The sequence below is a fragment of the Nocardia sp. NPDC060220 genome (assembly GCF_042727815.1).
Classification (GTDB): domain Bacteria; phylum Actinomycetota; class Actinomycetes; order Mycobacteriales; family Mycobacteriaceae; genus Nocardia.
On the sequence record NZ_JBHWZY010000863.1, the window covers coordinates 1 to 2,851 of the forward strand.

Annotated in this window: 4 protein-coding genes and 1 pseudogene; 2 read left to right on the plus strand and 3 right to left on the minus strand. The window is 66.7% G+C overall.

Annotation, left to right across the window (positions count from 1 at the left end):
- Both ACFWF3_RS30875 and ACFWF3_RS30880 read right to left on the minus strand, forming a co-directional pair.
- On the minus strand, positions 1-171 hold a 171-nt coding region (locus tag ACFWF3_RS30875; protein WP_379317242.1), incomplete at its 3' end, for an LGFP repeat-containing protein.
- Between the two features lie 212 nt (positions 172-383).
- On the minus strand, positions 384-1,244 hold the full coding sequence (locus tag ACFWF3_RS30880; protein WP_379317240.1) for a haloalkane dehalogenase: 861 nt from the start codon (positions 1,242-1,244) through the stop codon (positions 384-386).
- A 126-nt stretch (positions 1,245-1,370) separates the two neighbouring features.
- Between ACFWF3_RS30880 and ACFWF3_RS30885 the strand changes: the two genes are divergently transcribed.
- Positions 1,371-2,147 (plus strand): acyl-[acyl-carrier-protein] thioesterase, encoded by a 777-nt coding sequence (locus ACFWF3_RS30885; protein WP_379317241.1) that lies wholly within the window; start codon positions 1,371-1,373, stop codon positions 2,145-2,147.
- Positions 2,148-2,153: 6 nt separating this feature from the next.
- On the opposite strand, the gene ACFWF3_RS30890 is transcribed toward ACFWF3_RS30885, so the two are convergent.
- Positions 2,154-2,315 carry a DUF6191 domain-containing protein gene (locus tag ACFWF3_RS30890; RefSeq protein ID WP_379317244.1) on the minus strand — a complete coding sequence of 54 codons (162 nt, stop codon included), beginning with the start codon at positions 2,313-2,315 and terminating at the stop codon, positions 2,154-2,156.
- A 309-nt stretch (positions 2,316-2,624) separates the two neighbouring features.
- On the opposite strand from ACFWF3_RS30890, the pseudogene ACFWF3_RS30895 reads away from it, so the two are divergent.
- A pseudogene (locus ACFWF3_RS30895) lies at positions 2,625-2,851 on the plus strand (2-keto-3-deoxygluconate kinase); the annotation flags it as partial.

Consider the following 2,851-nt stretch of genomic DNA (forward strand, 5'->3'; position numbering starts at 1 on the left):
GGTCTTGGCCCCGGTCGGGAGCTTGAAGTAGATGACTCCGCCGGTGAATTCCTGGAACTTGCCACCATTGGCGGCGTCCTGCTCTGCCGAGGTCGGCTCACCCAGCGGGCTGGACGCGCCACCGGCTTCGTTGTAGTGATCGCCGATAGCCCCAGTGACTTCGAATGCCATGTCGAACAATTCCTTTCACGCAGTAACAATTGGCCTAGCGGCCGCGACGCTACCGTGCGATCGGCCGTTCTCGGCGGCGACTCGCGGGAGATTCACAATCTGGTCACATTTTATTAGCCAGCGATTCGCTCACGGTCGATCGCGGAAACCGGCGCACCACCAGGTGCCGACGGAGTGCCCCGCTGCCTCGCGAGGAAGCGGTCGGGGCGGCGTCAGCGAAAACGCTGGACGATAGCTTCGGCGATCTTGCCGGGCTCGTGTTCGGGGATGAAGTGTCTGGCGTCGGGCAGTTCGAGGACCCGGTGGTCGGTGAACGTGTCGCGCATTCGTGGCAGGAACGCGGCGGGACGGAACGCCATATCCTTCATGCCCCAGATCAGCAGCGTCGGTGTGGCGCCGAGCCGGGCGGGCACGTCGATCGCCAGCTGTTCGAGGAAGGGGCGAGCGGCCAGGATCTGCCCGGGCATCGCGGCGATCCCGCGCCGGGCTTCGGGTGAAGGTTGCACTTCGCGGTAGTGATCGGCCTCGGCCTCGCTGATCGTGTTCCGCAGCTCACCGAGCAGGAAACGCTCGACGAGAAGGTTGTCGCGCAGAATCCGCCGCTGCATCGGCGAGCTGCTCATGACCCGGCTGAACGCCTTCTGCGGCCAGGTATCCGTCGGCCACAACAGGGTGTTGCCGAGCACCAGCCCGCGCACCCGATCGGCTCGATCGGCGCCGACCGCGGCGCCGATCGGTCCGCCCCAGTCCTGGCCCATGACGACGAACTGGTCGAGCCCGAGATGGTCGACGAGCTCGCCGACCACCGCGGCATGTTCGGCGATCGTGTAGCCGTACCCGGGTGGTCGTTCGGACAGTCCGAAGCCCGGGTAGTCGATTGCTACGCACCGGAACCGGTCGCCCAGTTGGCCGATGATCTTGCGGTAGAGAAAGCTCCAGGTGGGGCTGCCGTGACAGAAAAGAATGGGGATCCCGGAGCCCTCGTCGATGTAGTGCACCCGGCCCGCCGACGATTCGAACCAGCGGGATTCGAAGGGGTACAGCGCCTTGTCCGGCGTGAAATCGATCAGCATCGCATCCATCCTGTCGTCCGGCGTCGAACCGACCCTACGGCCGAAAATCGTAGTGATTCAATGCCTTCGGCGGATCCGTACTGAGGCGCGTGTCACTGGCGACACCGGTGTGGCAGCATCGGCCCTATGACCGAGCCCGTCATCGCGACCCCGCTGCCCGACTGCCCCGATATCGAGCAGGCCTTCGCGATGTCGTGGCCGGTACGACTCGGCGACACCGATGGCGACGACCGGCTGCGGCTCGACGCGGTGGCGCGCTACCTGCAGGACATCGGGTTCGATCATCTCGACGCGGTGGAGGACGGCGACACCCATCAGGCGTGGATCGTGCGGCGCACGGTGATCGACGTGTACGAGCCGATCATGTTCGGCGACCGCGTCCAGCTCCGCCGCTGGGCCGACGCGCTCTCGAATCGTTGGTGCGACATGCGCATTCGGTTGCGCGGGGAGAATGGTGGGCACATCGAGGCCGCGGCGTTCCTGATCCACATCGACCCCGTCGCCGGCCGTCCCGCGCGGATGAGCGACGCGTTCATGGCGCCGATGCTGGCCAGCACCACCGAACATCGCCTGCGCTGGAAAGCCGCGCTCACCGAACTCGACGTCGCGGAGGTGGAGGAGGTGCCGTTCCCGCTGCGCGTCACCGACGTCGACCGGCTCGGCCATGTCAACAACGCGGTGTACTGGGAGGCCATGGAGGAAGCGCTCGCCGCGCACCCGGACCGTCATCGGTTGCCGTACCGCGCGATCGTCGAACACGTCGGCCCGGTGATGATGGGCGACAAAGTGGTGTTGCGGACGAGTTCGCAACCCGAGCGTCTGCGGGTCCAGGTCGACGTCGACGGTTCGGCCCGCGCCCTCGCCTCGGTGGAACCCCTGACCGGTGCAGCGTCGCGGCGCTGACCGGATTCAGCGCTCGCGGGCGACGAGCCGCGCCGACCCGCCCGCCAGATCCACCCGATCCCGCGGCGGGGCACCCTCCGAAGGGTCCTCCCGGTGCATCAGCGTGCTCGGCCGCTGTTCGAACTCGATCCGGTACCCATCGCCGTCGCCGGGGCCGACGTTACCGATCCTGAGCTGCGGTGATGGTACTCACCGGTAGACACTCCGGGCAGTGAACCAGGTTGCGGTTTCGCGACGATCGCCCTATTCTCGACTGCGTGCCGAATCCCGCCCGCTGTGCCGCGCTGCTAGTCGCTGACCGCGACCTCGCGGTCGCTGCTGCGCAGACCGCGCAGGCAGCCTCACGGCGAATTCTTCTCGTAGTAACCCGCCGTAGCGGGGTCTGATTCGGACCAGCCCCTACGCTGCGGGCTGCTTTTCATCGTTCTGCTGGTCCCACCTGCCAACGAAGACATCTTCGGGAAGACCTCACCTGCAATGACGCTGACACTGGACCATGCCCTGTTCGCCGCTGCCCCCAAGGGCCTGCGCGCCGAGCTCACCGACCTCGACCCCGCCGCCTTCCTCGACCGGTACACCCGCGCCGACGGATCCATCGCCTTGCGCGAATGGTCTTGTTCCGGAACGGATTTCACCGCCACCCTGGAATTCGCCGACCACCTGCGCACCGTCATCGCCACCGGCAGCCCCGTTGCCGCGATGAC